The following is a 1,201-nucleotide window of genomic DNA, read 5'->3' as shown; positions in this document are numbered from 1 at the left end:
GATCGAGAAGGCCATCGACGAGGTCTTCGACCTGCGTCCGGCCGCCATCATCCGCGACCTGGACCTGCTGCGCCCGATCTACGCCCGGACCGCGGCCTACGGCCACTTCGGCCGTGAGCTGCCCGACTTCACCTGGGAGCGCACCGACCGGGCCGATGCGCTGCGCCGGGCCGCCGGAGTCTGACATGCGGATCGCCGTCACCGGGTCCATCGCGATGGACCACCTCATGGTCTTCCCGGGCAGGTTCACCGACCAGCTGATGGCCGGCCGGCTGGACCACGTCTCGCTGTCCTTCCTCGTCGACGCGCTGCACATCCGGCGCGGCGGCGTCGCCGCCAACATCGCGCACGGCCTCGGTCAGCTGGGCCTGTCACCGGTGCTGGTCGGCGCGGTGGGCAGCGACTTCGAGCCCTACCGGGTGCTGCTGAAGGAACAGGGCGTGGACACCGAGTCGGTGCGGGTCAGCCCCGATCTGCACACCGCACGCTTCGTGTGCACCACGGACGCCGACCAGAACCAGATCGCCACCTTCTACGCCGGTGCGATGGCCGAGGCCCGGCACATCCGCCTCGCCCCGGTCCTCGCCCGCACCGGGGGGCTCGACCTGGTCCTCGTCTCGCCCAACGACCCCGAGGCCATGCTCCGGCACACCCGGGAGTGCCACGAACTCGGCATCCCCGTCGCCGCCGACCCCTCCCAGCAGCTGGCCCGCCTCGAACGCGACCAGGTGCGCGCCCTGATCGACCGCTCGCGGATGCTGTTCACCAACGAGTACGAGTCGGTCCTGCTGCAGGAGCGCAGCGGCTGGACCGAGGAGCAGGTCCTGGGCCGCACCGGGCTGTGGGTCACCACGCTCGGCGCGGCCGGCTCCCGCATCCGGCGGGCGGGCCGGACCACCATCGAGGTCCCGGCCGCAGAGGCCCAGTCCGTCGCGGACCCCACCGGGGTCGGCGACGCCTACCGCGCCGGCTTCCTGGCCGCCCTCGCCTGGGGCGAGGACCTGCGCAACGCGGCCCGGTTCGGCAGCGTCGCCGCCGTCCTCGCCCTGGAGTCGGTCGGCACCCAGGAACACATCCTGCGCCCCGCCCACCTGCTGGCCCGCCTGGAAGAGGCGTACGGCCCCACGACGGCGCACGCGTTCACCGCCCGGCTGGCGGTGCCCTCATGACCAGGGCCACCCGTGTGTCCGCCCTGCGCGAG

The 1,201-nt window shown here is 73.2% G+C and carries 2 protein-coding genes; both read left to right on the top strand.

What is annotated here, in order from left to right; translation table 11 throughout:
- Nucleotides 1–184: methionine adenosyltransferase domain-containing protein (locus ACLU3S_RS36995; RefSeq protein ID WP_413956354.1), on the top strand; the 184-nt coding region annotated here is incomplete at its 5' end.
- A gap of 1 nt (nt 185) precedes the next feature.
- Nucleotides 186–1,169: a carbohydrate kinase family protein gene (locus tag ACLU3S_RS36990; protein ID WP_413956353.1), complete on the top strand. Its 984-nt coding sequence runs from the start codon at nt 186–188 to the stop codon at nt 1,167–1,169.
- The last annotated feature ends 32 nt before the right edge of the window (nt 1,170–1,201 follow it).

Source organism: Streptomyces sp. AF1A (genome assembly GCF_047340315.1).
GTDB lineage: Bacteria > Actinomycetota > Actinomycetes > Streptomycetales > Streptomycetaceae > Streptomyces.
This window is presented reverse-complemented; position numbering and strand designations above follow the sequence as displayed.

What these genes read in the sequence shown, in the direction of transcription:
- ACLU3S_RS36990 (WP_413956353.1), top strand. Translation starts at nt 186, where the DNA reads ATGCGGATCGCCGTCACCGGGTCCATCGCGATGGACCACCTCATGGTC.